Genomic DNA, 26,680 nt, shown 5'->3' with positions numbered 1-26,680 from the left:
CCACCGCCCAGGAGGTGCCCGCCATGCCCGAGCTCCCTCCCGACGTCGAGGTCGCGGCCCTCCGCGAAGACCTGGCGCTCGTGTCTGAAGCGCTGGTGGACCTCGAGCTGGAGGCCGCCGACCGCGGCTGGCAGGTCGCGTCCCGCGCCCAGGAACTCGAGTTCACCCGCGCAGGCCTCGACGACGTCGCGCGGAACTGCTCGCTCATGGCCCTCGCCTCGCCGCTGGTCAAGCGCGGGGTGCTGCTCCGCACCGGCTACGTGTGGGGCCAGGGCGTCACCATCACCGCCCGCGCGAACGCCGACGCCGACCAGGACGTCAACGCCGTCGTCCAGGCGTTCCTCGACGACCCCGCCAACGCCGCAGCGCTGTTCTCCGCAGACGCCCAGGCCAGCCTCGAGCGGCAGGTCGCGACCGCAGGCAACCAGATCCTCGCGCTGTTCCCCGACCCGCTGACCGGAAGCGTGCAGGTCCGCACCGTCCCGTTCGCCGAGGTCCGTGAGCGCGTGACCAACCCCCAGGACCGCGCGGACACCTGGTTCTACCTGCGGTCGTTCGCCGCCACGGTCGTCGAGCCCGGCTACCTCCCCGGCTCGACCCGCCGCCGGCAGGAGACCCGCCGAGTCCTCCACCCCGCCCTCGGCTACTGGCCCCGGGTCCGGCCCCGCACCATCGACGGCATCCCCGTGCTGTGGGACCAGCCGATCCTGCACGTCGCCGTCAACCGACCCGAGGGCGCTGACTGGGGCGTCCCCGACGTCTACGCCGCGCTCCCCTGGGCTCGTGCCTACGAAGGCTTCCTCACCGACTGGGCGAAGCTGGTCAAGGCCCTCAGCAAGTTCGCGTGGCGGCTCTCCGGCGACCGGGCGTCGAAGGCGTCCCGCGCGGCCGCCCGCATGGCGCAGGGCCTGCAGACCGCCGTCGGCGCCGGGCCCGTCTCCGACCCGACCGGCACGGGCGGGGTCGGGATGGTCGCCGCCGGTGGCCCCGGCGTGGACCTCGAGGCCATCCCGAAGACCGGCGCGACCGTGGACTCCGGCTCCGGCCGGCCCCTGGCGTCGATGGCTGCCGCAGGGCTGGGAGTGTCGATGGTCGACCTGCTCGCCGACCCCGGCGTGACCGGTGCGCGCGCGGTCGCCGAGACCATGGACAAGCCCGTCGTCCTCGAGATGGGCATGCGCCGCCGCGTGTGGGCCGGTGTCATCCAGCAGGTCCTCGCCTACGTCATCGACCAGGCCGTGAAAGCACCGCGTGGTCCGCTGCGCGGCAGCATCGCCCGCGACGTCATCACCGGCCGCGAGACCGTCACGCTGGCCGGCGACGTTGACCGGACCGTGACCGTCGACTGGCCGGCGCTCGACGACCTCGACCCGCTGAAGCTGGTTGAGGCGATCGTCGCTGCGGACGGGACCGGGAAGATGTGGCCGCCCGAGACCGCGCGGCTGCTGATGCAGACCCTCGGGGTCGAGGACGTCGACGAGGTCCTCGCGCTGATGACCGACAACCAGGGCCGCTGGATCGACCCCGAGATGTCGGCCGGGCAGGCTGCGGCTGACGCGTTCCGCCGCGGCGACGACCCGGCGGCGGTGGCCTGATGACCGCCCGACGGTTCGAGCTGCACCGCGACGTCGATGTGTCCGGCATCTCCGGGACCGGCGTCGTCGCCGAGGGGGTGGCCTTCACCGACGGCAGCGCCGTCCTCCGGTGGACCGCCGGCGTGCACCACTCGACCGTGGTGTGGCCGGACATCGCCTCGGTCGAGATCATCCACGGCCACGGCGGCGCGACCCGCGTGCTCTGGATCGACGAGGCCTGACCGTGGCCGCCACCCGCGTCACCCTCCGCCTCGTCCGGGCCCTCAACGCCCAGCTCGCCGGCGTCACCGACGCGCAGGTCCGCGACCTCGTCGCCGCCTGGGCCGACGCGTGGGACGAGATCGCGCCGGACCTGAACGCCGCGCTCGTCGAGCAGCTCGTCGCCGGGGAGCGTGTCACCCGCCGCCAGATGCTCCGCTCCCTGCGCCTCCAGGCCGCGCTGCAGGTCATCGCCAGCCAGCTGCAGGACCTCGCCGCTAAGGCCGGGGTGCGGATCACCGCGGACCTCGACGACGTCATCGACACCGCCGGCGCCGCGCAGGCCTCGATCATCGACTCCCAGCTGCCCGCCGGGTACAACCTCGTGCAGCTCGACTCGTGGGCCCGGGTCGACCCCGACCAGATCGCCGCGATGGTGGCCCGCTCCACCGAGCAGATCACCTCCCTGACCCGCCCGCTGGCCGCCGACGCCTACCAGGCGGTCCGCCTCGAGCTGATCCGCGGCGTCGCGGCCGGGTCGAACCCCCGCGCCACCGCGGCCCGGATCGTCGACCGGGCGCAGGGCCGGTTCAACGGCGGCCTCACCAGGGCGCTGAACATCGCCCGCACCGAGACCCTCGACGCGCACCGCGCGGCCGCGCAGGTCAGCCAGGCCGCGCACGCCGACGTGCTCGCCGGGTGGCGGTGGGTCTCCGCGCTCGACGCACGGACCTGCCCGTCGTGCTGGGCGCAGCACGGCACCCTGCACGACCTCGACGTGCCAGGCCCCGACGACCACCAGCAGGGCCGCTGCGCACGCGTCCCGGTCCCTCGGCCGTGGTCGGACCTCGGTGTCGACGTCGAGGAGCCGCCGTCGCTGATCCCGGATGCGGGCGACACCTTCGAGGCGCTGCCCAGCGAGCAGCAGCTCGCGATCCTCGGCCCCGCCCGCTACCGGGCGTGGATGGCTGGCGACTTCCCGATGGGGTCCTGGTCGGTGCGGCGCAGCAACGACGGATGGCGCGACAGTCACACCGTGGCGCCGGTCCCGGCCGGGTACCGCCCGGGTCAGAGCGGCGGGCGTGTGTCCCGCAGCGCGGCCTGACCTGGCTGCACGGCGACCGCGTCGCAGCGGCCGCAGACCTTCACCCGCTCCATCCCGCGCAGGGTCGGGCGCAGCTCGGAGAGCTCCCACACGTGCTCGACGCAGTCCGCGTCGTCATCGAGACCCACGCACCGAACGGTAGACGCCCCAGGGAGGGACACGCCATGGCCCACATCAGCCTCCGCATCGGCGGCGCCACGCCGGACGACCCCCGGCCGGCCCGACTCGTCATCGACGGGGTCGAGATCACCGGCTCGGTCCTCCGCGACGGCTTCGCGATCGCGCTCGCCGAGGGCCCGGACGACCGGGCCGTCGTGTCACTGCGCATCCGCGCCGACCGGCTGGACCTCGACATGCCCGACGCGGTGCTCCAGGCCGTCGCCGCAGCCCCGACCGCGCCCGACCAGGAGGCCTGACCATGCCCACTCGTCCGCTCGAGGAGACCGCCCAGGCCGTCTCCCGCACCGCTGTCCTCGAGGCCGCCGCCTCCGGGCGGATGCTCGTCCAGCACCTCTCCCCCGGGTGGGGCTCCTCGGGCTACTACTCCAGCGAGGTCCTCGAGCAGGCCGTCGCCGACAACGTCATCCCCGCCGGCACCCAGATGTTCGCCGACCACCCCACCGCCGAAGAGGCCCAGGCCCGGCCCGTGCGATCCATCAAGGACCTGATGTCGATCACCACCGAGCCCGCCCGCATCGCCACCACCGACGACGTGGCCCGCGGCGCCGACCTCGGGTCCCTCGTCTCCGAGGTCGACATCGTCCCCACCTACCGTCCGCTGCTCGCACACCTCGCCGAGCACATCGGCGTCTCCATCCGCGGCGATGGCGAACTCGTCCCCGGCGAGGCCGAGGGCCGCACCGGGACCATCGTCGAGTCCCTCGTGCACGTGAAGTCGGTCGACTGGGTCACCCGGGCCGGCCGCGGAGGGAAGGTCGTGCAGCTGCTCGAGTCCGCCGCCGCCGACCACGACGCCAACACAGCCGCCGTCCGCCGAGGCGTCGCCGAGGCCACCGTCAACGACACCCGCGAGGCGCTGCAGGTCGCGCTGCGGGACGCCTACGGCCTCGAGCGCGTCGGCCAGACCCCGCCCACCTGGGTCTGGGTCCGCGACTTCGACGACACCCGCGTCTGGTTCGAGATCGACGGCCCCACCGCCTCCAGCAACGGCCTGTTCGAGCAGACCTACACCCAGGACACCGCCGACGCGGTGTCCCTCACCGGCGACCGCACCGAGGTGCGGGTCCGCACCACCTACGTCCCGGTCGCCCGGCCGGGCAGCACCACCACCACCGAGGAGTCCCAGGAGGACACCATGCCCAACATCGAGGAGGCGCGCCTGCGCCAGCTCGAAGCGGACGCCGGCCGGGTGACCGTGCTCGAGTCCGAGCGCGACACCGCTCTCGCCGAGCGCGACACCGCCCGCGGCGAGCTCGCCACCATCCGGCGCGCCAACCGCGCCATCACGCTCGTGAACGAGGCCGCCGCCGAGGCGAACGTCGACTTCACCCGCCTGGAGGTCCGCGGCATCACCGCCAGCCTCCCCCTCACCGAGGCCGGCGACTTCGACGAGGCCGCCTTCACCACCAGCCTCGCCGAGCACATCGCCGAGAAGCGGTCGGCCGGTGCCGGCGTCGTCATCGGACACGGCTCCCGCACCACCTCGGCGCCCGTCGCCGAGGCCGGCTCCCACCTCGCGGCCATCGACCGCGCCCTGGGCATCAAGAAGGAGTCCTGACCATGGCGAAGAACCTCGTCCTCAAGGGCCAGAAGCCCGCACTGAGCCTCCCCGTCCCCGCGGAGACCCGCTCCGGTGACCCCGTGATCGTCGGCGGCATCGTCGGTGTCGCCGAGACGGACCGCACCGAGGTTGTCTCCGGCGTCACCTACGGCGCCCCCGGCAACCCCGACGGCTACGCCTCGGTCAACGTCGACGGCACCTTCGAGGTGTCCGTCGCCGACGCCGTGACCGCCGCCGGCACCGCCATCTACATCCCCTCGGCCGGCGGTGCGCTCACCACCACCGCCACCGACAACGTCCTGTTCGGCCACACCGTGCCGGTCTTCCTCCGCGGCGCCGCCACCGGCGCCACGAAGGCGTCCGGTACCGGGACGGTCAACGTCGCCCTCGCTCCGACGGTCTGAGAGGAGACCACATCATGACCATGACGCTCCCGGAGATCGTCCAGCTCGTCGAGGCCGAGGTCGCCAACGGCACCTCCCCCGCCGCGTACCGCGCCCAGCTGACCCGCCGCCCCGAGGTCCTCGAGGCCGCCGGCCACCTGGCCACCCTCATCGGCCACACCCGCACCGGCTCCCGCCGGGCTCGCTTCGAGCTCTCCGAGGCGATCACCACGTCCGACCTGGCCAAGTTCGCCACCGGCATGCTGATCGACCGCGAGATGCAGGCCAACTACGAGTCGCTGCCCACGCAGTGGCCCAAGTTCCTCACCCCCACCACGGTGAAGAGCTTCAAGCCGAAGTACCTCTCCGAGCTGTACCTCGGCTCGCAGGTCTTCAAGGACGTCCCCGAGCGCAACCCCTACCCGCATGCCCAGGGGCCCGAGCTCGGCGAGTACCCCATCAGCGTGAAGAAGACCGGTCTGCTCTGGGGCTTCTCCTTCGAGGCCCAGGTCAACGACGAGCTGGACCAGCTGCTGATGGTGCCGAACCAGATGCCGCAGATGGCCGTCGACACCGAGGACGACCGGGGCCTGCGGCTCATGGTCGACCCGACCACCGGCGCGCTCAACACCGGCTTCTTCAACGTCGGCAACGCCAACATCGGGACGCTGGTGCTGAACGGCGCCAACCTGCAGACCGTGGTCACCTCGCTGCGTTCCAAGCGGGACCCGCGCACCAACGCACTGATCCCGGTCGGCCGGCTCCAGCTGGTCGTCGGCCCCGCGCTGGAGTTCGAGGCGGAGCGCATCCTGACCGCCACCGAGCTGTTCGTCGACGACGGGAACGGCGGCTACGTGCGGCAGCCCAACCCGCTGAGCGGGAAGCTCGAGCTGGTCGTCAACGAGAAGCAGGTCGGCTCGTCGTGGATCGTGATGCCGAAGCCCGGCACCACGCTGCGCGCGCCGTTCTGGCTCGCGAAGCTCACCGGCTACGAGCAGCCCGACTTCCGCTACAAGGCCGACCAGGGCAAGGCGCTGGGCGGCGGCGACATCGTGGTGACGGGCGGGTCGTTCGACGACGACACCACCTGGTACCGCGGCCGCCACATCGTGGGTGCGGCGACCGGCGACCCGGTCCTGACCTACGGGTCCGACAACACCGGCGCGTGAGAGGCGGTCTGATGAGCGACAAGAACGGCCGCCACCTGCTCGGGAGCAAGGACATGGTCGACCTCCTCGGCGAGGACGACAAGGTGATCGGCTCGGTGCCGAAGCACTGGGACGAGACGCTCCTGACGCCGGGCACGAAGAAGAAGGGCCGGTCCTCCGGCTCCCGCACCGCCTCGACCGGCGACGGCTCCAACGGCTCGTCCACGCCCTCCGGGTCCGGCTCGACCCCCGAGCCCCCCGCGGGGAACGCCTCCCTCGAGGACTGGACCGAGTACGCCAAGACCAGCAAGGGCGCCACCGACGCCGATCTGGTCGACGCCGAGGGCAAGCCGCTGACCCGCGACGCGCTCAAGGCGAAGTTCGGCCCCCAGGCGGGCTGACCCCGGTTCCGGGTGGCCGGTGGGGACGTCATACCCCGCCGGCCACCCGGCCACCACCCGCACGACGCCTCGGAGGAGCTGACCCATGACCGCCACCTACGACCTCACCACCGACGTCGGCCAGGTCCGACTCCTCCTCAACGACATCCCCACGACCGCCGAGGGTGCCACCGAGCCCACCGCGGTCTTCACGGACGCCGAGGTCACGGCCTTCCTCGCGCTCGAGGCCGGCAGTGTGAAGCGCGCGGCGGCGCAGGCGATCGACACGAACGCGACCAACGAGGCTCTCGCGTCCAAGGTGCTCCGCACCGACTCCGGCGTCACCACCGACGGCGCCAAGCTGGCCGACGCGATGCGCAAGCACGCCGCCGAGCTCCGCCGCCAGGCCGACGCCTTCGACGATGACGGCGACGCCGGCTACTTCTTCGACGTCATCGACCCGCTGCCTGGCTACTGCGCTCCCGAGCGCACCCAGCGCGGCTACCTGTACTGATGCCGCGCCCGACCCGGGCCCACGGCCGCCCCGGCACCCCCGTCATCCCCACCAGCTGGGCCGCCGACCACCAGCCCGTGGCCGAGGCCACCATGATCTCGGCCCTCGCGCTGTACCGGCAGGACGCGCCCACCCGCCAGGAGTGGGACCCCGCCGAGCAGCAGCAGATGGCCATCCCGCCTGGCGCCTACGACACCCGCCCGTGCCGCGTGATCGCCATGGCCGCGCAGGCCCGCACCGTCGAGGTCGTCGCCGACGACGAGACCGTCGCTCGGTACCTCGTCACCACCACCGTCGACGTCTCCGACACCCCCACCCTGCAGCCCGCCGAGGGCGACACCGCCGTGTGCACCGACACCGGCGACCCCCTCATCGAGGGCCGCACCCTCCGCGTCGAGCAGATCCTCCGCGGCACGCACCAGTTCGAGCGCGGCCTCGTCTGCACCCTCACCGACTGACCCGCCACCCGGGCGGGCCCCGACCCGCCTGGAGGTGGCCCCGTGAGCGTCCGCATCGACACCAGCCAGGTCCGCGCCCTCGGCGCCCGCGTCGCCACCAACGGCGGCCGCGTCGGGTCCCGCGGCTCCGCGGTCCTGCGCCGCGCCATGTACGCCATCCAGGAAGACGCCCAGGCCCTCGCGCCCGTCGACACCGGCGCCCTGGTCGAGTCGATCTCCACCAGCTTCACCGGCGACGGCCGCAACGGCCGCATGTCCGGCGAGACCGGCCCCACCGTCGACTACGGCCTCTACGTCCACGACGGCACGTCCCGCATGCCCGGCCGCCCCTACCTGGCCACCGCCTTCGACCGGCAGGTCCCCCGCTTCGAGGCCGCCGTCCGCCAGCTCGGCGAAGACATCCTCTGATGGCCGTCTCCCGCCGCCTCGTCGCCCTGGCCGTGGCCGAACGCCTCGCCACCGTCACCGGCCTGGTCGGCTACTTCGGGCAGATCGGCCGGCCCCTGCCCGGCCTCGAGGCCACCACCCCCACCGACCCGCCCACGAAGAGCGACCGCGACCGCCGCGTGCGGCCCTACGCCGTCCTCTACCCCGGCGCCGGGACCCCCGGCAGCGAGACCAGCCTCGCCGAGTGCGACGACGACCTCGACGCACCGTTCACGGTCACCGTCGCCGCCGGCGACGCCGAGGACCTCCTCGCCGCGATCGACCGCGTCCACGCCGCGCTGCACCGGTGGGCGCCCGGCCGCCTCGACCGCGACGGCACCCCGTTCACCGCCGGCCCGCTGCGCGTCCCGCCCGGCTACGACCCCGGCCCGCTGCGCCAGGACCGCGACGTCCAGCCGGTCCGGCTGTTCCTGCCGCTGGCCTACCAGCTGACCGCCCACACCTGAGCCGAACAGCACCGAGGAGACACCCATGGCCGCCGACTTCATCTGGGTCTACCGCAAGGACAACGGCGAGAAGCAGCGCGTCCCCGCGCACTGGATGGACCACCGCGTGCTGTCCCGCCCGTTCCGCAAGACCCCCAAGACCCGGGCCGCCGAGCAGCAGCCCGAGAGCACCACCAGCAGCACCCCCACCAGCACCGACGACGCCCCGGCCGCCGGGGACAAGGAGTAACGACATGCCCAAGTCGCTGGCCGACGGCCACATGAAGCTCACCCTGCTCACCACCAAGCCGGTCGACGAGGAGGCCCCCACCGCGGCCGAGCTCAACGCCGGCATCGACGCCTCGTGCGCGATCCTCGCCTCCGACTTCACCTGGACGGCCGCGGACTCCGACAAGATCGCCGAGGCCGCCCTCTGCGACACCCTCAACGTCAACGCCCTCGGCCGCGACAACTTCACCGCCGGCATGACCCTCTTCCGGTACTTCGACGACACCACGAAGAACGCCGACGCCACCGAGGACGCCGCGTTCGCCGCGACGAAGACCAAGGGCACCGAGCTGTGGGGCTACCTCCGCGTCACCGGCAAGGAGGCCACCGAGGACTGGGCCACGGACGACGAGATCGAGCTCGGCCTCAAGGTCCTCACCGACAACCCGCAGCGCCCCTCCAACGGCGGCGGCTACGTGAAGACCCGCATCCCGCTCGAGCCCCAGGCCGGCTGGCCGCAGATCGCCGTCGGTGCCGGCGCCTGACCGGAGCCGCGAGCCCCATGACCGGGGCGGCGGGTGCCTGAGGTGGACGCCCGCCGCCCCTCCCCCGGGACCAGACCCGGGACGCACGACCTCCACCTCGACCACCACCTCACCCACCTCGCAGGAGCACCACGATGACGCAGCAGCCCTTCGACGAGACCCCGCTGGCCGGCGACACCACCGACGGGAACCCGTTCGCCGTCCCCACGCCCGCCGCGGCGCCCAGCATCGACCTCACCGGCACCACGCCGGAGGCTGAGTGGACCATCGACGACATCCTCACCCGCGCCCGCCGCCCCGAGCGCCGCGCCCGGATCTGCCTGCGTGCCGACCTCGACGCCAACCACGCCGAGCTCGTGCGCGAGCTGGCCACCATCGTCGGGCCCGACGGCGCGCTCCTCGACCCCGAGGACGACGAGGTGTCCCTGACCGAGGAGTCCCGCACGGCCCGCGCGAAGCGCCTCAACGCCGAGCTGGACGGCGTCCGCGCCGAGATGGCCGCCAACATGTGGCGCCCGCTCGTCCGCGCCATGCCCTCCGACGAGTTCGCCGTCTTCCACGAGACCCACTACCCGAAGACCGAGGGCGCCCCGCTGGCCGACTACCAGAACCGGCTCGTCGCCGCGTGCCTGGTGGCGCAGCCGGCCTTCACCCCCGAGCACGTCGCCCAGCTGCGGAAGACCCTCTCCTTCCACGCGATCAACACGCTCGTGCGGACCGCCACCGAGGTCAACACCCGCTCCGGGGTCGACCTCCCTTTCTGACCGACCTCCTGGCCCAACCCTCTTCGGCCACGGCCCGGAACCTCATCGCCGCCGCACGCAGCATCGGCACCGCCGTCTCGATCTTCCTCGGGCAACGGCTCATCACCACCCGCTACCTCTACGAGGACCCCGACCACCCCGACCGGGTCACCGGCGCCGTCCAGACGCCCGCCTGGACCCCCGAGGACCGGGCCCTCGTCCTCGCCCTCGACGCCTACGAGGCCTCCCTCTGCCCCGGCTGCAACCAGCCACGCCACACCGCGTGGCACAGCGAGATGGACGGCTGGTACGAGACCCGCGGGTTCGTCTGCCACGCCTGCACCTCGCTGCGGGGACAGCAAGTCTCCTACGGCCTCGTCGAGAACACCCGGCCCACCTCCAAGGGCGCCCTCCCGGCGTTCGAGGTCGGCGTCACCACCACCGAGCCGGACACACCCGACCCGCCCCCGCGGCCGCGCTGACCCGCGCACCGCCCGTCCCCCACCAGGTCGAAGGGAGGCCCGGCCCATGACTGCCACCTCCCGCTCCGTCGTCGTCCGCCTCGACCTCGACACCGCCCAGGCCATCCGCAACAGCCAGCAGTTCGGCGACGCCATGGGCCGGGCCATGGACGACACCGAGGCCGGCGCCCGCCGCGCCGACGCCGCCGTCAACCAGCTCGGCAACACCGCCGGGAAGATCGGCGCCGTCGCCACCGGCGCCCTGGTCGCCGCCGGCAAGGCCGCCATGGACTGGGAGTCCCAGTTCGCGGGCGTCGAGAAGACCGTCGACGCCACCAGCGCGCAGCTCGTCACCCTCGAGGACGACCTGCGCGGCATGGCCCGCACCATGGCCGCCTCCCACCAGGAGATCGCCGCCACCGCCGAGGCCGCCGGCCAGCTCGGCGTCGCCACCGACGACATCACCGACTTCACCCGCACGATGGTGCAGCTCGGCGAGACCACGAACCTGACCAGCGACGAGGCCGCCACCTCGATCGCGCAGTTCATGAACGTGCTCCGGTCCTCCGGCGACGACGTCGACGAGATCGGCTCCACCATCGTCGCGCTCGGCAACAACGGCGCCTCCACCGAGGCACAGATCGTGTCCATGGCGCAGCGCGTCGCGGGCGCCGGCGCGACCATCGGCGCCAGCGAGGCCGACGTCCTGGCGCTCTCCGCAGCCATGGCGAACCTCGGCATCGAGTCCGAGCTCGGCGGCGGCGCGATGCAGCGGGTGCTGCTGGAGATCAACTCCGCGGTCCTCGAAGGCGGCGAGCAGGCCGAGGCGTTCGCCGAGATCGCAGGCATGTCCGCTACCCAGTTCGCGGCGGCGTGGAAGAACGACCCCATCGCCGCGGTCGACGCGCTGATCGGTGGCCTGGGCGACGTGCAGGCGTCCGGCGGGAACGTCGTCGCGGTCCTCGACGACCTCGGCATCCGCGGCACCCAGAACCTGCAGGTGATGCTGCGGCTCGCGGGCGCCGGGGACACCCTCACCGAGGCGCTGGACCAGTCGCGGTCCGCCTGGAGCGAGAACACCGCGCTCGTCGACGAGTACGGCAAGCGCGCCGAGACCACCGGCGCGCAGGCACAGGTGGCGTGGAACAACATCCGCGACGCCGGCATCGAGGCCGGTGACGTCCTCCTCCCCATCGTCGCCGACATCGCCGGCGGCGTCAGCGACGTCGCCCAGGCGTTCAGCGGCCTCCCCGACCCCGTGCAGAACAGCCTCGTCGGGCTCACCGGCATCGTGGCCGTCGTCGGTGGCGGCGCGTGGTTCACCTCCAAGGCCATCGGCGCTGTCCGCGACACCCGCTCCGCGCTGCAGGACCTCGGCCTCACCGCCGACCGGACGTCCGGGTCGCTCGGCAGCGTCGCGAAGACCGGCGCCGGGCTCGTCGCGGTCGCCGGGGCCGTCACGATGATCGGCAACGCCCTCGCCGAGGCGTCCGGCGCGAAGGTCGACGCCAGCGACCTGAACCGGCAACTCGAGGCCATCAGCCAGGGCGCCGGCCAGGACCTCATCAACCGGGTCACCGAGGACCTCACGATCCTCGACAGCACCCTCGGCAAGGTCAACGAGCCCCTCTACGAGACCGTGACGCTCTTCGGCGCGTTCGGCAACACCGGCCGCGACAACGCGCAGGACAACATCAAGCAGGTCGACCAGGCCCTCGCCGCGCTGGTGGAGTCCGGGAACGCCGAGCAGGCCTCGGAGATCTTCAACCAGATCCTCGCCGCCCAGACCGGCCTGTCGGCCGAGTCGTCGTTCACCAGCGACGCCATCAACGGGCTCGCCGGGAACTTCGGGTCGTTCCAGACCGCCCTCGGCAACGCCGGCCTGTCCGCCGTCGAGGTGTCCCGCGGCATCACCGAGGCCGGCGACTCCGCCGACGCCGCAGCCGATCCCACCGCGCAGTACAACGCGCAGATCCGCGAGACCCAGCAGGTCGCCCGTGCGTCCGCGCAGGAGATCCGCGACCTGGTCGACGCCATGTCCGAGCAGCGCGAGCAGGCGCTGTCCGCGTTCGACGCCGAGACCCGCTACCGGCAGGCCATGAAGGACGCCGCCGCGCAGGCCAAGACGAACTCCGCCGGCATCCGCGGGATGAGCGACGACGCGATCGCCAACCGCAACGCGCTCTCCGACCTCGCCGGCGCCTGGAACGACCAGGACAAGGCGGTCAAGAACAACGTCGAGCGGTACAAGGACGCGCGGAAGAACTTCATCGACACCGCGGCCAGCATGGGCGTGGCCCGGTCGGCCGCCGCGGACCTGGCCGCCGAGGTCCTCGACATCCCGAAGTCGCGGGTGATCAAGCTCGACGCGGACGCCCGGCAGGCGATGGCCGACATGCAGGCCGCGAAGGCGGCGCTGGACCAGCTGCAGAGCAAGACCATCACGATCCGCTACACCGCATCGGGCACGCAGGCGCTCTCTCCGGGGTTCGGGCCTGTCCCGGTGTCGGCGGACGGGTCGACCGTCCCGCACGATGGCGGCCCCTACGGTGACCGGTACCTGTACATGCTGGCGCCCGGCGAGGAGGTCGTCTCCAACCGCCGCGGCCAGGCCGACCGGTTCCGGCCGCTGCTGAAGGCCATCAACAACGCCGCCGACGGCGACACCGTGGGCGGCCTCCGTGGCTTCTCCCTCGAGCAGCGCGGCGACGTGTACAGCCTCACCCAGCAGGTCCGGCAGCTTGTCCGGTCCCTCGCCGCGACCGGCGACGACCAGCTCAAGGGCCTGGACCGGCTCATCGCGCAGAACGACCTCGCCCAGACCCGCGAGGACCTCCGCGACGCCAAGAACGCGCTGATCTACGCCCGCCAGGAGCAGCAGCTGGACCGGCAGTACGCGATCCAGCAGAAGCTCGTGGCGTCCGCCGAGCGGCAAGTCGAGGTGTCGCAGCAGAACCTGCAGGCCCTCCGGTCCCAGGCCAGCGAGCTGAGCGCGACGGTCGCGCAGCGGCTCACCACCAGCGACCTGTTCGCCGGCGCCGACGTGCCGTGGGTCGAGCTGGCCCGCCCGTCGTCCTACGACTCCTGGTCGGCCGAACAGCAGCAGGCGTGGATGGACCGGCAGACCGAGTGGAACGTCGCCAACGGGTGGGGCGGCAACGCCTCCGACCCGAACAGCATCCTGCGGGCCGACATCCGCAACGCCCGCCAGGAGCGCCGCGACATCCGGCAGCTGCGGCGACGCGGCCTGTCCGGCGACGCGCTGGAGTACGTGATCTCGCAGGGCAACGTCGACGACGCGCTCAACATGAGCCGACGCGAGCTCGCCGAGTTCCAGCGGCTCTACGGCCGCCGCACCGACGCCGTCGGCCAGGCCGGTGGCACCGCGGTTTCGGCGGTGCTCGGCGAGGAGCTCCGCGAGTCCCGCGAGGTGGCCAAGGAGTCCCGCGCCGAGCTGCGTGAGGCGAACCGGACGCTGGCCCGGATCGAGCGGCTCACCGAGCTGGCGCCGGACAAGCTCGCGAAGGCCGTGGAGAACGGCCTCGACATCAAGACCGTGCGGGGCAACCGCGGAAGGAGCGTCGGCAACCGTGGGTGACGCGACGTTCGGCCTCATGTTCGGCGACCTCGACTGGTCGCCGCAGAACCAGGACGGCGAGCGGGTCCGGGTGACCGTGAACGGGCTGCAGCGCGGCTCGGTCGTGCCCGTCATCAGCGTCATCGACTCCCTGATGCAGAGCAGCATCGAGGTCGTCTCAGGGTGGGAGAACCGCGACCAGCAGGTCATCCTCACGCTCGAGGGCCCCGACTCCGACGCGCTGGCCGAGTACGAGGAGCGGCTGCACCTGGCGACGGCTCAGGCGATGAACACGCTGACCTGGACCCCGAACGACGGGTTCGGCGCCCCCACGGCCTTCGACATCCTGTGGGCGCGGCTCGAGGGCGACGAGGCGGCCGGCTGGGACGACCGGGAGGTCGCGAACCGGCGCCGCTGGATCCTCACGTTCCGCGCGGAGCCGCACGCCCGCTCCACCGAGCTCGTCGTCGACGAGGCCCTGTCCCAGGACGGCGCGGCCGGCGCCCTGATCAACGGCTGCGAGTCGCTGACCGGGTGGAGCGCGGAGTCCACGTTCGCGTCGCTCGAGCTCACGACGCTCGACGTCGGGTTCGGGTCCACCGTCCCCGAGGGCACCTACGCGATCCAGATCAACCCCGGCGAGCAGCGGTACCGCGACGCCGGCGGCGGCTACTTCTGGTGGACCCGCTGGGAGACCGTCACGCTCGACGCGGCCGCCGTCATCGACTTCACCGGCACCCCGTACCTCACCGTCTGGTCCAACCCCTCTGGTGCCGTCGCGAACCCCTTCGAGGACCCGTCCGTGGTCCGCGCCTGGGTCGACGGCGTCGAGGCCGCCCTGGTGACCGTCGACGACGGCGTGTGGACCTTCATCACCGGCGCACCCGCCTCGGCCGACGAGGTCACCCTGTACGTCGAGAAGACCAGCAAGCTGTACTCCAAGACCGGTGATCCCGCGGACGCCCGCGTCTTCGCGCTCGACGTCCTCGCGATCGACAACCTGCGCCGCGAGTCGACCCTCCCCACGACCTCGCCCACCGGCCGTGAGTCGACCCGCACCATCACCGTGCAGGGTTCCGCCCCCACCCAGGGGCGCCTCGAGGTGTCCCACCCCACGCTCCCGCTGGGCACCGTGATCGTCTACACCGCACCGGTCCTCGGTCAGGGCGGCTACACCCCCGACCTGATGAAGTACCTCGACATCTCGCCGTACAGCATCGCCGACGCCGGGGGCCTGTACGGCACCCGCACCGCCATCGGCCGCAGCGAGGATTCCGACTCGGTCACCTTCCGTGTCCCCGCCGCCGCGCTGCCCGAGGGCAGCTACCAGCTCCTCGGCCGCCCCTACAACCCGGCGAACACCCCCGACCAGGTCGGCACCGTCACCGTCTCCGCGCACCTCGAGCTGCCCTCCGGCGCCGACGTCGGGCTCGTCACCGAGGAGTGCACCCCGCAGCAGGTCGGCGGCCTGATGCTGCTGTGCGGGTCGCTCGCGCTGCCGCCAGCCACCGTCCCGTCGGGGTCGGGTGGAGTCGTCGTCATCGAGATCACCAGCACCGGCTCCTCCGGCGCCGGAACCTACGGCCTGGTGGTCTCCGAGCTCCTCGCGTTCTGGGCCGGCGGCGGCGCCGAGGCCACCACCCGCGCCGACCCCGGCGTCGCTCTCGTCGTCGTCGACGCCGGGTCCGGGTCGACCACCACCCCCGAGGCGGGCACCGCGAACAACCGGCTGTGGATCGACGCCCCGTCCGTGGAGAACGGCGGCCGCCCGCAGATCTGGCTCGGCACCGAGGAGTCCCGCTCCGACGCCTACAACGCCGGCACCGTCACCAGCGCGTTCGGCGTCCCCGCGCTCTCCCCGCCCGCCACGAAGCTGTACGTGGCCACCACGAACGCGACCTACGCAGAGACCGTGATGTCGCACTACCCGCGGTGGCACACCAACGCCCGGAAGCTCGCCTGATGCTCGACGTCTGGGTCGGCGGCGCACCCCTCTCGCTGCTCTCCCCCGTCGGCGACCTGCGCTGGTCGACCAACGAGCACGGCTCCCTGGCCGCGTCGTGGTCGATGAACCTGCCCCGCGGCTACGCCCACCCCCTGCTCCGGCAGGGCCGACCCGTCGAGGTCCGCGCCGGCGGCGTGACCGTGTGGGGTGGCGTCCTGGCCGAGCCGGACCGCACGACCTGGTCGTTCGTCGCCGACGGCTACCACCGGCTCGCCGCCCGGTTCCTCGCCGAGACCGTCGGCGGGGCAGCGTCGACCGTCATCGACACCGCGGTGGACGCCGCGATCGCACGCGGCCTGCCCTGGACCCGGCCGACCTCGATCGACACCGTGGCCCTGTCCACCATCGCCCAGGACGACGCGTGGGGCATGAAGCTGTCCGCGCTGCTCGACGCCTGGTGCGAGATGTCCGGGCAGACGTGGCACGTCGACCCGTGGGGCGCTCTCCGCGTCGTCGACGACCCCACCCAGCCCCGCTGGCACCTCGACCCCTCGATCCCCGCCATGGCCACCGCCGACGACGACTACTCCTCCCGGCTCGTCGCCCGCTACGTCGCCGCGGTCTCCGGCGCGTCCGCCGAGCCGTCGGCCTACGCGCTCACCTCCGCCCAGCGGCCCCCGTCGGCGACCCGCTGGGGCGCCGCCGAGGACTTCCTCGACCTGGAGTCCCTCGGGCTCCTCACCGAGGCCGCGGCCGACGCCGCGGTAGAGGCCGCACTTCGAGCGGACCGTACGCGGCCGGCATTCACCCAGGGCGTCGACCTGTCCCCCATGGAGATCACGACCCCCGGCGGTGTCGTCCCTCACCCGTGGCAGGTGGTCTCCGGCGCCATGGTGAAGCACCTCGGCGCGCTCGACCGCGACGGCGCCGGTGTGCTCGGCGGGATGCTGACCTGGATCATCGGGTCCACCGAGTACGCGGTCGCCGACCGGCGCCTCACCCTCGCCCCGCGCGGCCTCCTCGCGCGGACCAGCACCCAGGTCGCCGCGGAGGTGGCGGCCACGAAGGTGATGCGACCACTGCTGAGGAACGGCGCATGAGCCGCGTCGTGGCCGGACCGGTGCGCCGCTCGGTGTCCGTGGAGCTCGTGAACGCCGCAGCCCTCACGCAGGTGGAGTGCACCGGCATCGACCGGGCGGGCCTGTGGTTCGCCGACGACCTCGACGAGGCCACGGCGGCCGCGGTCGCGGAGTGGATGGCGTCCCGTGACGACGCCGAGCTCGCGCGACGTGCTGCGCTCCGTGCGGTCGAGCCCTCCGCGCTGAACGCGTGGGAGATCGTCCGCGCGTTCGTGCTGGGCGACCCGCTCCCCGAGCCGGTCTACCCGGAGCCGGACCCCATCCCGGAGCCGGAGCCACCGGCCGAGCCGCTGCCCTCCCCGGAACCCGACCCGGACCCCACGGTCACCGTCGGCACCAGCCTCACCATCACCACCCCGACCAGCAACTAGGCCAGGAGGAACCACCGTGGCGACCAGCTACGCACTCACCGGTGACGTCACCACCATCACCGGCGGCGCCCGCACCGACAACGTGTTCGTCTCGGTGAAGTCCAACGTGTCCTCGGGCGCCCTGATCGACACCGCCGGCAACACGCTGCGCCTCGGCACCGCCCGGGTCCCTCTGGCCGCCGACGGGACGTTCACCTACGACCTGTGGGACACCAGCGACGGCGACCTCAACCCGACCAACTTCCAGTACGCAGTCGAGGTGTCGTACACCGACCCCACGACCATGAAGCGGAAGACCTGGACGTCGGGCTGGTTCTCCCACACGGCCGCGCAGAACCTGGCCGACGTGATCGAGGAGCAGTACGTCGACCCGACGTGGGTCACGCAGGTCACCACCGAGCTGCAGACCTACGTCGACGCGGCCGCCGACGAGGTCACGGCGGCACAGGGCGCGCGGACGGGCGCGGAGACGGCCAAGTCCGGCGCTGAGGCCGCCCGAGACCAGGCCGTCGAGATCGCCATGGGCAGCACCGAGGCGACCTTCGACGGGTACCTCGACGCCCGCGACCTGCCCCGCAGCGGAGCCGATCTGTCGGCCTCGTCTCGGGCGCTGATCCTGGCTGACGTGCAGGACCCCACCACGGACCTGGGCGCCACGCTGGACGCCGCCTACACCCAGACCAAGGGCGCCCCGGTGCGGACGATCGCCGCCCCGGTAGTCCTCGACGGGTCGTGGGCCTTCAACAGCAACCCGTTCCAGCAGGACTCGGTGACGATCTACAACGGCAACCTGTACGCCGTCATGGTCGGCCGAGGCCGCAACGTCATGATCGGCAAGCGGCCCGTGTCCGGCGGCGAGTGGGAGGTCTACAACCTCACCACCGAGACCACCGACAACCCCTTCGGCCTGAACAGCGAAGACGGCCACAACGTCGTGACGATGGGCATCGACTCCCAGGGGTACATCCACGTCGCTGGCAACATGCACTCGTGGCCGCTGCGGTACGCCAAGTCGAACAGCCCCGAGTCGATCGCGGACGGGTTCGCCGAGGCGACCATGATCGGCACCGACGAGACGAACGTGACCTACCCCATGTTCGTCAACGCGGCCAACGGTGACCTGCTCTTCTACTACCGCGACACCCCCGGCCAGCACGGCGTGCTCAACCGCCTCCCGTCCGGGTCCTCCACCTGGAGCCGCGTCGGCAACCTGTTCGAGCGGTACTACGTGCCCTACCTCGACCGCATCAACGTCGGCGCGGACGGGGTCATCCACATCTTCGGGTGCTGGCGCGAGGACGGGACCGGCAACAGCAACAACGACATCTTCTACATGCGCTCCGCCGACCACGGGACCACCTGGACCGACATCGACGGGAACGCGCTGACGCTCCCCATCGTCAAGGCCACCTCGCCCACCGTCGTAGACACCACCGACACCGGCTCGGGACTCATCAACCAGGCCGGCGCGTGCATCGACACCCGGGGCAACCCTCACAAGATCGCCTGGCTCTTCGACGGCAACGGGAACACGCAGTACAACCACGTCTACCACGACGGCACGAGCTGGCACGTCGACGTCGTGAGCGACTTCAACACCCGCATCGCGCTCGACGTCTCCACCATCGCCCGCACCATCTCCCGGGGAGCGCTGATCGCTTCCCCCAGCGGACACGTGCTCCTGGTCTACCGGGCCAACACCAACGGCCTGCGCGGAAGCCTCCGCGTCAAGGACATCACCCCAGCCTCCTACGGCCTTCCCGACCTGGGCGACTTCGCGCTGCTCAGCATCGACTCCTGGTACTCCGACCCCGCCGTCTCGATCGGCGACGACGGGACCGTGCTGATCCTGACCACGACGACCGGACCGGCCACCGTCGACCACGAGGACCAGCCCACCAAGGGGCTGTGGGAGACCCAGCTGGGCGTCATCACGATGATCCAGCCCGAGGCCCTGACGTCGCTCGCCGGAGCCGCCCGGACCCCGGTCCTCGCGAGCGTCGGCTCGGCCAACCTCACCACCGCCGAGGCAGTGACGTCCTACGGCCCGACGACCCTGGAGAACGTCCCGCCGGTCTCGGTGCCGCCGCGCCACGGTGACCGTCTTCTCGTCGCCCGCCTGCGGGGCTCCGCGTCCTCGTCCGGCGGCGACACCGGGACCGTCTCGCTCGTCTCCCAGCCCTACCACGGCAACGGCACTGTCCTGGCCACCACCAGCGTGGCCCCGACACCCGGGACCCGAGAGGGGTTCTTCACCCCCTGGGCGCCGCTCGACCTGTTCTTCGGCGACTGGCACAACGGCGGCACCATCATCGCCCGCGCCGCCACCGAGGCCGGGACGCTCACCATCGAGGACCTGACCATCGAGGTTGGTGTCGGCGTGGACGCGGACGGTTCCTCCATCGCCGGGCCGACAGGTGAAGTGCCCGTCGCCTCCTACCTGCCCTACGGCGGAACAATCCTGGAGTGGGACGCCGCGTCACAGACAGACCTCAGCGACGGCGACCCCGTGACCGAGATCATCGACACCAGCGGCTTCGGCTACTCCGCCGCGCCCAACCTCGGCGGCGGGACCTGGGCGGCGTCCGCGATCAACGGCCAGCCGGCCTATGTCTTCGACGGCAACGACTGCTTCCAGTCCGACGCCGACCCCGTTTCGGTGGGGCACACCTGGACCGTGTTCGTCGTCGCCAAGAAGGCCGCCACCAGCGCCACCGCGCAGATCCTGCTCTCCCAGGACACCTCGACGTCGAACAAGCGGAACCTTCAAGCTCGCATCGAGGACGACTCCACGGTCGGCGTGCAGGGGTTCACCGGCACCTCGGGAGCCACCAGCGCCACCGCCACCAGCGGGGCGAGCGCCGCCCTGAGCCCCTTCATCCTGGAGGCGGTCCGTGCACAGACCAGCCCGACCGCGTACTACCTGGAGTGCGTCATGAACGGTGTGTCAGGCGGTCAGGTCGCCACCACCGAGAACACGCGCGCGGTCGGCACCTACGTCGATATGGGCGCTCGTTCGGACGGAGCGAGCAAGCTGTACGTCAACGGGCAGATCGCCTACGCCGCGATCTTCAAGGGCGCTCTCTCGGCATCCGAGCGGGCCAGCATCCGAGCCGACCTCGCAACTCGGTTCGGCATCACCGTCTCCTGATTCGAGCTCAACCGCCTACGCGTCGAATGGGCCACGTGTTGTCGCGGGTCGCACCGACGGACTTGCGCCATCACGCTCCTGAAGACCTCTCCCTCACTGCATCGCGTAGTGTCGACAAGCCGGCCAGAGACACAGTCGCGATCGGGGAAAGGGCCCCAACTGGACTGCCTGCCAACACCTCGGATGGAAGATTGTCGTCAAGAAGGGCGTGAACCAGCCCGAACATCGCGGCCTCCTGGACCGAAGATGGCCTGCCGAGGTGCACGCCGCCTTCGACATGTGCGCAGTGCTTGATGATGTCGCGCACGCGCAGGGGGCGCCCCCCTGCTTCGCCGGTGATGTGCGCCATCCACGCTGATGCGCTTTCGCAAAAGGCCAAGGGCGACGAGTCGTGGCCCGGAATTACGGCGGCACCCTGAGCCCAGAACCTGGTCTCGCCACCCAGTTCAACGGCCGGCCTGACCGCCTCATGGGTGACAAACTGAAGACTCAGGCGCGACTTGCGATTGACCCTCTCCACCAAGCGGTCCCCATCCACGAACAACTTGCGGAGCAAAGGGGCAATGCCGAGCAGCGAGTACCGATCCTGTGGCGTCTTCAGGTGTAATTCGATGTCGTCCAGGGTGCGTAGGAATAGCCAATCCGCCAGCCGCTCCTGGACTGGGTCAGGGCGCGCGGCGTGCTGCCGCCGAGGTCTCTTCTTGGCCACGCCCGGAACCTAGACCCCAGGTCTTGTCATCGGTACCCTTGACTACAGCTTGGCATGGTGCAGGAAGCAGCGGCGATCTCTCTGTAGCCGCGGATAAGAGTGGTTCGATTCCACCCCAGTGAGCTGCCTCGCTAGCCCCGACCGGCCTGATCAACCGGCGGGGCCGCGTTGGCCCAGAACCTGCACCCATGGCCGGGACAGTGGCGATCCGTGTGACGCGGCTCAGCCGGCGGCCCCCGACGGCAACCAGGCTGCGACTCTCCCCCCATGGGGGTTGTCGCGCTGTGTCGGTCCATCGCGCAGCCCTGACTCGACATAGCGCAGCGCCTGCCGGGTGATGGACTCCCTCACCACCGTAGGCAGCTCAGCGGCGATGGCCAGGGCTAACTGGTGCCTAGGCTGAATCGTGAGGACCCCGCCAAGAGGCTTCCTCATTCCCGGGTGCGCGTGAAAGACGACGAAAGCAGCCTCAGCGTCGTGCAGGACGAAGTCCGCCCCAGCACCAGCCCAGGGCTCCACGCCATACCGCACCAAGAAACGCTGGACATCTGCCAGATCCCCACCCAGCCGCCGAGCGCTTCGGCCCTCCAACCCCGGCGATAGATCACTGGCTATGCCGAGCTCAGCGAGTCCCAGGTCTGCCCGCATAGCCCGAGGCAGCTGGGCGCTCACGCGGGCGAAGTGTTCATACTCCCTCGTCTGCCTCTCATTGGCGATGGGGGGCGTGCCGCTGTCCCGAGCGATCGGTACGAACACTGGCACGTCGAGATCGAGCAGGTGCAGGGCAACCGCTGCGGTCCGCTCGCGGGAAACTACCAAGGTCTCCATGGCAGTCTGGAGTAGGCGACCGTGTGCCGTCGTCAAGCTTGTCCAGGCTTGCTGTTCGTCCCCAACAGGGGTGGCACTGTAGGTCGGGATGATTTCCTCGACGATGACCCGGTTGAACTCTGAGCAGGCTCGCAGCAGCTCGATGTATCGGTCATGGACGCGATCGCGCTCCCATACCGCGCGTTCGTGCTCGCTATCAGCTGCTCGCGTCTGAGCAGCCCTGGCTTCCTCCCAGGCGCGCTCAGTCTCCTTCGACGCCTCGTCGAGCCGACGCCCCCAAGTGATCGACCAGACAGTGTTCACGGCAGCTGCCAACGCAGCGACTCCCGCAACCACCAAGGTCCAGATCTCAACGGGGGCGGGGCTGCCGCCGGATGTCTGCTGCTCCACAACCTCCATGACCAACACCGCGTCAGGTTCTCAGGAACGAGGAGAAATGGCTGTGAGAACGCAAAAGCGTGCCCGATACGGGCACCCCGTCTGGCTACTGGAAACGCCCCGGATCAGAGTCCGAGACGTCCTCGCCTACATCCTGATCTGGTACGCGCTCCCGAGCGGCGCCATCGCTCTGGCGGTATGCGCAGCGACCGGCGTCCTGGGCTGAATCACCGCCCACCCTGTGGCTGACGCAATCCGCAGGACGCCAGACGCGGCCCCGCGGCGTCGTCTAGGATAGCTGTACAGCCCGTGTGGTGAACGGACCCGAGACCGGTCACCGCACGGGCTGCTCGCATCCCCGGGCAGCACCCACACCTGAACAGCACCATCAGCGCACAGCCCCGCACGGCACCCCAGCCGGCGGGGCTTCGTCATGCCCGGACCTCACCCGGAACTCACCGGGCCGGCCGCCCCACGACGGGAGACCACGTGACAGACCCCGCCCCCGAGCTGCAGCGGGCCGTCGACCGGCTCACCAGCAGCATCGACCAGCTCCGCGCCGAGCTCGTCCGGAAGGACGTCTACGAGTCCGACCAGCGAGCCCGGGACGCGCAGTTCCAGGGCCTCCGCGACGACGTGACCCAGCTCAACACCCGCATGGACCGAGGCGACCAGCAGCGCGCGGCCGATCGCCGCCTCATCCTCACCTCGATCATCGCCCCGGTGATCGTGGCTCTGATCATGCTCTACGTCGCCGCGCAGGTCGGAGGACCAGCATGAGCCCCACCACCCGCCGGCTGCTGTACGCGGTCGTGTTCGGCGTCTTCATCATGACCATCGTCGTGCTCGTCAACGGCCTCTCCGGGCGCATCGACCGCGCCGAGGAGGACGCCCAGGAGAACCGGGTCGCCGCGGCCGACAACGCCGCCGCGCTCGGCGAGGCCGAGAACATCACCCGGCGCCTGGCCCGGCAGGTCCGCCGTCTCGGCGGAACCCCCGTCGTCACGCCCTCCGACATCGAGCCCGCCACCGGCCCGGCCGGCCCCGTCGGCGCGATCGGGCCGCCCGGCCCCCGCGGGCCCGCCGGCCAGGACGGCGAGGACGGCGAGGACGGCACCGACGGGCAGGACGGCGCCGACGGCAAGCGAGGCCGCACCGGAGCCACAGGCGCCACCGGCGAGACCGGAGCCACGGGAGCGACCGGCGCAGCTGGAGCCGACGGCACCGACGGCAAGACCGGAGCCACGGGCGCGACCGGACCACAAGGCCCCGCAGGACCCAAGGGCGAGACCGGAGCCACCGGACCCCGGGGCGAGACCGGCGCCACTGGCCCGGCCGGCTACCCCGAGACGTTCACCTTCACCGACCGCACCGGCGCCACCTACACCTGCACCGACCCCGACGAGGACCGCGCCTACGACTGCACCAGCGACGCACCCGGAGCCGCCTCGTGATGGCCGACGTCCTCGAGTTCATGCGCCTGATCAACGCCCCGCTGCTGGCCCTCGCCTGCATCGGCACCCTCATCCGGCTCGCCGAGACCTGGCCCAGCCACACCCGCGGCGCCCGGCTCGTGTTCGAGGGCCTCGTCGTCCTTCAGGCCGCCGGCGCCGCCGGGTCCGCCATCAAGTACCTCAGCGGCGCGCCCGTCGACCTCTCCATCGTCCCCGTCACCCTCGGCGGCGCGCTGGTCGTCGGCGGCCTGCTGTGGCCCACCCGCTCACGCAAGGAGACCTGATGCCCACGATCCTCGACCGCGGCACCGACACCTCGGGCCGCCAGATCCTCATGACCCCGCTCATGGCGAAGTGGCTCGAGGGCGTCTACTCCGCCCTGTCCTTCACCCCGACCATCGTCCAGGGCGCCTTCATGGCCCGGGCCGGGGGCGGCGCGTCCGAGTCGGCCGGCTACCACGACGGCGGCGGCTGCATCGACTTCCGCATCTGGGACCTCACCGAGGACCAGCAGACCCGCCTCGTGCGCGTGCTCCGCAAGCACGGCGCCGGCGCCTGGCGCCGCGACCAGGCCCACGGCGGCATGGACCCCCACATCCACATCGTCTGCGGCTGGGACAAGGACCTCGCCACCGGCGCCCAGTGGCAGTGGCAGCAGTACATCGCCGGGCGCGACGGCCTCGCCTCGTCCGGCCCCGACTACGAGTGGCGGCCCACGCCTCTCGTCACCGAGCCCGTACTACCCGAGGAGTTCGACATGGACGACGAGAAGTTCCGCAAGCTGGTGAACCAGGCGCTCAAGGAGCCCGACGGCCCCTTCGCCACCTACCGCGCCCAGCAGCGCGCCCGCGACCAGCGCATCAAGCAGGCCATCCTCGGCCAGCTCGACCAGCTGGTCACCGAGGTCTCCGACGACGCCTCCCGCAAGCAGGTCCAGCGGGTCCGCAGCACCCTGGCCGACGTCGTGGCCGCCCTCGACACGGACGGAGACGAGGCGTGAGCATCTCCGACTACCTGACCAGCCTCGTGACCAGCATCCGCCGCGAGCCCGCCCTCCTCCTGGACACCGTCGAGACCGGCCTGGTCCTGCTCGTCGTGCTCGGCGTCGGGCTGACCGACTCCCAGACCGCCGCGATCACCGCCGTCATCGTGGCCGCCATCGCCCTGCTCAAGGGATGGGCCACGAGGCCCTTCGAGGTGGCGCTGCTCGTCGACGGAGCCCGGTCCGTGCTCGTGCTGGTCATGACGTTCGGCGTCGGGCTGAGCCCCGAGTTCATCGCCGTGGCCACCACGTTCGTCGGCACCTTCACCACGCTCGTCATGCGCGGCCAGATCAGCCCGGCCAACGGCTCCACCACGCCGACCACCACGACCACCAGCACGGCGGTCACCGACGCCGGCCACACCCGGCCCGTCCCGGCCATCCTGGTCGCCGCGGCCGTCCCCCTGGTGCTGCTCTTCGCGTTCCTCCTGCTGCAGCCGCTGCTCGCCGTGCTGCTCACCTGACCCGCAGCACCCTCACCCTCCCGCTGCGGGACCGCGCCCCCTCCTGGCCACGAGCCGGGAGGGGGCGCTTCCGTGCGTCCGGAGTAGCCTCCGCTGGTGATCCTGCGCCTGATGACCCGCCCCGCCGACGACACCACCGCGGAGGCCAGGGAGATCACCGTCGAGACCGACGACTACGGCACCGGCCTCGAGCAGGCCCGCGCGCAGGTCCCCGACGGATGGGTGCCGCTCGGCCTCACCGTCCAGCGGTGAAGCGGAGCGATTACTTCGCCTCGTGTGAAGCGAGGCGCTTCACCAGGTGGTCGACCAGCAGCGCCATCTGCCGCTCACCGTCGCTCGTCAGCTGCACCTGAGCCAGCCGCCGGCCGACCTGCTCCCGCATCTCCGTCGGCGTCATCGGCCGCGCGCCGCCGTAGTCGATCGGGGTCTGCCACCAGTCCAGCTCGTTCACGAGCCCGGACGGTACCTGTGGATGACGCCAGCACGACCAGCGCCCAGCAGGCACGCTGGGCAGCATGACGAGCGACCAGGACGACGACCTCCACGCAGAGTGCGACCGGATCTTCGGGCCCTGCCTCGACCCCGCCTGCCCGGGATCAGAAAGTTCCGCAGGATCTCGTCGCTAGCGAAACGTCCCGGCCACCGTCCCTTCCAAAGGCAGAAATCCTGCCCTTGCTACACCCCGGAAAGGGACCATCTGATGAACCACACCCCCACCGTCTGGAGCGAGATCCTCGGCGTCATCGTCGGCGGCGTCCTCAGCGCAGCCGTCCTCGCCAGCCTCGCAATCGGAGCCGGCGCCCTCGCAGGCGTCGTCGACGAGGCCATCCACACCTACGGCAACACCTACTGGACGGAGGACGGCCACAACGACGCCTGGCGCTTCGCCCAGGTCGACTGACTCACCAGGGGTGGTGTCGGTGGCCGGTCGTAGCGTCCACGCCATGACCACCACCGACCCCACCCCCTCCCCCGCCCTCACCGACGAGCAGCACGCCATGCTCGACCTGGAGAAGCACTGGTGGCGCTACTCCGGGTCGAAGGAGACCGAGATCCGCGCACGCTTCGCGATCTCCGCCACCCGCTACTACCAGCAGCTCAACGCCCTCATCGATACCCCGGCCGCGCTCGCCGCCGAGCCGCTCCTCGTGCGCCGCCTCCGCCGCATCCGCGCCGCCCGCGACCAGCAGCGCCGCGCCTCGCGCGCCCAGCTCGCAGACGAGGCCTGACCCAGGCACCACCCCAGGGCCC

General features: G+C 71.6%; 33 protein-coding genes. 29 read left to right on the top strand and 4 right to left on the bottom strand.

Annotated elements, in window-relative coordinates; genetic code table 11:
- The first annotated feature begins 23 nt into the window (after positions 1 to 23).
- The 3 genes from M8316_RS13060 to M8316_RS21145 are packed head-to-tail and all read left to right on the top strand — an operon-like array spanning position 24 to position 2,898.
- Positions 24 to 1,595, top strand: a complete 1,572-nt coding sequence (locus M8316_RS13060) for a hypothetical protein (protein ID WP_250055208.1) — start codon at positions 24 to 26, stop codon at positions 1,593 to 1,595.
- Positions 1,595 to 1,816, top strand: coding sequence for a hypothetical protein (locus tag M8316_RS13055; RefSeq protein WP_250055206.1), 222 nt, complete (start codon positions 1,595 to 1,597; stop codon positions 1,814 to 1,816). Before M8316_RS13060 ends, M8316_RS13055 begins: the two co-directional genes overlap by 1 nt.
- 2 nt (positions 1,817 to 1,818) lie before the next feature.
- Positions 1,819 to 2,898 carry a phage minor head protein gene (locus M8316_RS21145; protein WP_250055204.1) on the top strand — a complete coding sequence of 360 codons (1,080 nt, stop codon included), beginning with the start codon at positions 1,819 to 1,821 and terminating at the stop codon, positions 2,896 to 2,898.
- Here M8316_RS21145 and M8316_RS13045 read toward each other — a convergent pair.
- A complete protein-coding gene (locus M8316_RS13045) occupies positions 2,862 to 3,026 on the bottom strand; it encodes a hypothetical protein (RefSeq protein WP_250055202.1) in 165 nt (54 codons plus the stop codon). The genes M8316_RS21145 and M8316_RS13045 overlap by 37 nt on opposite strands.
- Positions 3,027 to 3,062: 36 nt before the next feature.
- On the opposite strand from M8316_RS13045, the gene M8316_RS13040 reads away from it, so the two are divergent.
- The 18 genes from M8316_RS13040 to M8316_RS12955 all read left to right on the top strand — a co-directional run bounded on the left by M8316_RS13040 (position 3,063) and on the right by M8316_RS12955 (position 20,554).
- Complete coding sequence (locus M8316_RS13040) at positions 3,063 to 3,314, top strand: hypothetical protein (RefSeq protein WP_250055201.1); 252 nt, start codon at positions 3,063 to 3,065, stop codon at positions 3,312 to 3,314.
- A 2-nt stretch (positions 3,315 to 3,316) separates the two neighbouring features.
- Positions 3,317 to 4,636: a hypothetical protein gene (locus tag M8316_RS13035; RefSeq protein ID WP_250055199.1), complete on the top strand. Its 1,320-nt coding sequence runs from the start codon at positions 3,317 to 3,319 to the stop codon at positions 4,634 to 4,636.
- Positions 4,637 to 4,638: 2 nt separating this feature from the next.
- Positions 4,639 to 5,043 (top strand): capsid cement protein, encoded by a 405-nt coding sequence (locus tag M8316_RS13030; protein WP_250055197.1) that lies wholly within the window; start codon positions 4,639 to 4,641, stop codon positions 5,041 to 5,043.
- 14 nt (positions 5,044 to 5,057) lie between these two features.
- Positions 5,058 to 6,191 (top strand): phage major capsid protein, encoded by a 1,134-nt coding sequence (locus M8316_RS13025; RefSeq protein WP_250055195.1) that lies wholly within the window; start codon positions 5,058 to 5,060, stop codon positions 6,189 to 6,191.
- Between the two features lie 11 nt (positions 6,192 to 6,202).
- Entirely contained in the window at positions 6,203 to 6,571 is a 369-nt protein-coding gene (locus M8316_RS13020; protein ID WP_250055193.1) for a hypothetical protein, read from the top strand.
- Positions 6,572 to 6,656: 85 nt separating this feature from the next.
- Positions 6,657 to 7,064 carry a hypothetical protein gene (locus tag M8316_RS13015; protein ID WP_250055192.1) on the top strand — a complete coding sequence of 136 codons (408 nt, stop codon included), beginning with the start codon at positions 6,657 to 6,659 and terminating at the stop codon, positions 7,062 to 7,064.
- Complete coding sequence (locus M8316_RS13010) at positions 7,064 to 7,522, top strand: DUF6093 family protein (protein WP_250055190.1); 459 nt, start codon at positions 7,064 to 7,066, stop codon at positions 7,520 to 7,522. Before M8316_RS13015 ends, M8316_RS13010 begins: the two co-directional genes overlap by 1 nt.
- A gap of 42 nt (positions 7,523 to 7,564) precedes the next feature.
- Positions 7,565 to 7,930, top strand: coding sequence for an HK97-gp10 family putative phage morphogenesis protein (locus M8316_RS13005; RefSeq protein WP_250055189.1), 366 nt, complete (start codon positions 7,565 to 7,567; stop codon positions 7,928 to 7,930).
- Positions 7,930 to 8,415 carry a hypothetical protein gene (locus M8316_RS13000; RefSeq protein ID WP_250055188.1) on the top strand — a complete coding sequence of 162 codons (486 nt, stop codon included), beginning with the start codon at positions 7,930 to 7,932 and terminating at the stop codon, positions 8,413 to 8,415. Before M8316_RS13005 ends, M8316_RS13000 begins: the two co-directional genes overlap by 1 nt.
- Positions 8,416 to 8,440: 25 nt before the next feature.
- Entirely contained in the window at positions 8,441 to 8,644 is a 204-nt protein-coding gene (locus M8316_RS12995) for a hypothetical protein (protein ID WP_250055187.1), read from the top strand.
- A gap of 4 nt (positions 8,645 to 8,648) precedes the next feature.
- Complete coding sequence (locus M8316_RS12990) at positions 8,649 to 9,167, top strand: phage tail tube protein (RefSeq protein WP_250055186.1); 519 nt, start codon at positions 8,649 to 8,651, stop codon at positions 9,165 to 9,167.
- A 134-nt stretch (positions 9,168 to 9,301) separates the two neighbouring features.
- The gene (locus tag M8316_RS12985) at positions 9,302 to 9,931 is read left to right on the top strand and encodes a hypothetical protein (RefSeq protein ID WP_250055185.1); all 630 of its coding nucleotides are present in this window, start codon (positions 9,302 to 9,304) and stop codon (positions 9,929 to 9,931) included.
- A gap of 275 nt (positions 9,932 to 10,206) precedes the next feature.
- Complete coding sequence (locus tag M8316_RS12980) at positions 10,207 to 10,392, top strand: hypothetical protein (RefSeq protein WP_250055184.1); 186 nt, start codon at positions 10,207 to 10,209, stop codon at positions 10,390 to 10,392.
- A 46-nt stretch (positions 10,393 to 10,438) separates the two neighbouring features.
- The gene (locus M8316_RS12975; RefSeq protein WP_250055183.1) at positions 10,439 to 13,969 is read left to right on the top strand and encodes a phage tail tape measure protein; all 3,531 of its coding nucleotides are present in this window, start codon (positions 10,439 to 10,441) and stop codon (positions 13,967 to 13,969) included.
- On the top strand, positions 13,962 to 15,911 hold the full coding sequence (locus tag M8316_RS12970) for a hypothetical protein (protein WP_250055182.1): 1,950 nt from the start codon (positions 13,962 to 13,964) through the stop codon (positions 15,909 to 15,911). The genes M8316_RS12975 and M8316_RS12970 overlap by 8 nt, the downstream gene beginning before the upstream one ends.
- On the top strand, positions 15,911 to 16,993 hold the full coding sequence (locus tag M8316_RS12965; protein ID WP_250055180.1) for a hypothetical protein: 1,083 nt from the start codon (positions 15,911 to 15,913) through the stop codon (positions 16,991 to 16,993). Before M8316_RS12970 ends, M8316_RS12965 begins: the two co-directional genes overlap by 1 nt.
- Positions 16,990 to 17,403: a hypothetical protein gene (locus tag M8316_RS12960; protein WP_250055178.1), complete on the top strand. Its 414-nt coding sequence runs from the start codon at positions 16,990 to 16,992 to the stop codon at positions 17,401 to 17,403. The genes M8316_RS12965 and M8316_RS12960 overlap by 4 nt, the downstream gene beginning before the upstream one ends.
- Before the next feature lie 16 nt (positions 17,404 to 17,419).
- Positions 17,420 to 20,554 (top strand): BNR repeat-containing protein, encoded by a 3,135-nt coding sequence (locus M8316_RS12955; RefSeq protein WP_250055177.1) that lies wholly within the window; start codon positions 17,420 to 17,422, stop codon positions 20,552 to 20,554.
- Positions 20,555 to 20,624: 70 nt separating this feature from the next.
- Here M8316_RS12955 and M8316_RS12950 read toward each other — a convergent pair whose 3' ends face one another.
- Complete coding sequence (locus tag M8316_RS12950; RefSeq protein WP_250055176.1) at positions 20,625 to 21,263, bottom strand: hypothetical protein; 639 nt, start codon at positions 21,261 to 21,263, stop codon at positions 20,625 to 20,627.
- Positions 21,264 to 21,485: 222 nt separating this feature from the next.
- On the bottom strand, positions 21,486 to 22,499 hold the full coding sequence (locus M8316_RS12945; protein WP_250055175.1) for a hypothetical protein: 1,014 nt from the start codon (positions 22,497 to 22,499) through the stop codon (positions 21,486 to 21,488).
- A gap of 459 nt (positions 22,500 to 22,958) precedes the next feature.
- Between M8316_RS12945 and M8316_RS12940 the strand changes: the two genes are divergently transcribed.
- The 6 genes from M8316_RS12940 to M8316_RS12915 all read left to right on the top strand — a co-directional run bounded on the left by M8316_RS12940 (position 22,959) and on the right by M8316_RS12915 (position 25,681).
- Positions 22,959 to 23,249, top strand: a complete 291-nt coding sequence (locus tag M8316_RS12940) for a hypothetical protein (protein WP_250055174.1) — start codon at positions 22,959 to 22,961, stop codon at positions 23,247 to 23,249.
- Positions 23,246 to 23,923, top strand: a complete 678-nt coding sequence (locus M8316_RS20690; protein ID WP_272495201.1) for a hypothetical protein — start codon at positions 23,246 to 23,248, stop codon at positions 23,921 to 23,923. Before M8316_RS12940 ends, M8316_RS20690 begins: the two co-directional genes overlap by 4 nt.
- Positions 23,923 to 24,207, top strand: a complete 285-nt coding sequence (locus M8316_RS12930; protein WP_250055173.1) for a hypothetical protein — start codon at positions 23,923 to 23,925, stop codon at positions 24,205 to 24,207. Before M8316_RS20690 ends, M8316_RS12930 begins: the two co-directional genes overlap by 1 nt.
- Positions 24,207 to 24,923, top strand: coding sequence for a hypothetical protein (locus tag M8316_RS12925; protein WP_250055172.1), 717 nt, complete (start codon positions 24,207 to 24,209; stop codon positions 24,921 to 24,923). Before M8316_RS12930 ends, M8316_RS12925 begins: the two co-directional genes overlap by 1 nt.
- A complete protein-coding gene (locus M8316_RS12920; RefSeq protein ID WP_250055171.1) occupies positions 24,920 to 25,429 on the top strand; it encodes a hypothetical protein in 510 nt (169 codons plus the stop codon). The genes M8316_RS12925 and M8316_RS12920 overlap by 4 nt, the downstream gene beginning before the upstream one ends.
- Before the next feature lie 96 nt (positions 25,430 to 25,525).
- Positions 25,526 to 25,681, top strand: coding sequence for a hypothetical protein (locus M8316_RS12915; protein WP_250055170.1), 156 nt, complete (start codon positions 25,526 to 25,528; stop codon positions 25,679 to 25,681).
- Between the two features lie 10 nt (positions 25,682 to 25,691).
- Here the strand turns inward: M8316_RS12915 and M8316_RS12910 are convergent, their stop codons facing one another.
- Positions 25,692 to 25,880: a hypothetical protein gene (locus tag M8316_RS12910; protein ID WP_250055168.1), complete on the bottom strand. Its 189-nt coding sequence runs from the start codon at positions 25,878 to 25,880 to the stop codon at positions 25,692 to 25,694.
- A gap of 249 nt (positions 25,881 to 26,129) precedes the next feature.
- On the opposite strand from M8316_RS12910, the gene M8316_RS12905 reads away from it, so the two are divergent.
- Both M8316_RS12905 and M8316_RS12900 read left to right on the top strand, forming a co-directional pair.
- Entirely contained in the window at positions 26,130 to 26,330 is a 201-nt protein-coding gene (locus M8316_RS12905; protein ID WP_250055167.1) for a hypothetical protein, read from the top strand.
- Positions 26,331 to 26,373: 43 nt separating this feature from the next.
- The gene (locus tag M8316_RS12900; protein WP_250055165.1) at positions 26,374 to 26,658 is read left to right on the top strand and encodes a DUF3263 domain-containing protein; all 285 of its coding nucleotides are present in this window, start codon (positions 26,374 to 26,376) and stop codon (positions 26,656 to 26,658) included.
- Positions 26,659 to 26,680 lie beyond the last annotated feature (22 nt).

Origin of the sequence: Nocardioides bruguierae, assembly GCF_023554635.1 — a bacterium.
GTDB lineage: Bacteria > Actinomycetota > Actinomycetes > Propionibacteriales > Nocardioidaceae > Nocardioides > Nocardioides bruguierae.
This window is presented reverse-complemented; position numbering and strand designations above follow the sequence as displayed.